The sequence below is a fragment of the Aquabacterium sp. A08 genome (assembly GCF_011742065.1).
Genome location: NZ_JAAQQT010000107.1, coordinates 1 through 465, shown reverse-complemented (window position 1 = coordinate 465; position 465 = coordinate 1). Strand labels below are relative to the sequence as shown.

The 465-nt window shown below is 58.1% G+C and carries 1 pseudogene; it reads right to left on the bottom strand.

Going from position 1 to position 465, the window contains the following annotated elements:
• Positions 1 to 402 (bottom strand): annotated as a pseudogene (locus HA630_RS00615) (flagellin); the annotation flags it as partial.
• Positions 403 to 465: the final 63 nt, after the last annotated feature.

The following is a 465-nucleotide window of genomic DNA, read 5'->3' as shown; positions in this document are numbered from 1 at the left end:
GCCGTTGAACTCGGTGGTCACCGCGATGCGGTCCAGCTCCGACAGCAGTTGCCCCACTTCTGCCTGCAGCGCCTTGCGGTCGCTGGCGCTGTTGGAAGCGTTAACTGATTGCACCGACAGTTCACGCACGCGCTGGAGAATTGAACTGGCGTTCGCAAGCGCACCTTCTGCGACCTGCGCTAGGGAAATACCATCGTTGGCGTTGCGCACCGCCTGATTAAGTCCCCGGATCTGGCTAGTAAACCGCTCAGAGATGGCAAGACCGGCAGCGTCGTCCTTGGCGCTGTTAATGCGCAGACCCGACGACAGGCGTTGGATGGATTGCGACAGAGAAGACTGACTGGTCGTCAAGTTCCTCTGAGCAGTAAGAGAACTGACGTTGGTGTTGATGATGGCGGCCATGGCAAACACTCCTGTGGCTTGAAGGTTGAAACGGGCATTGCTGCCACAGCTCCGACAAACATG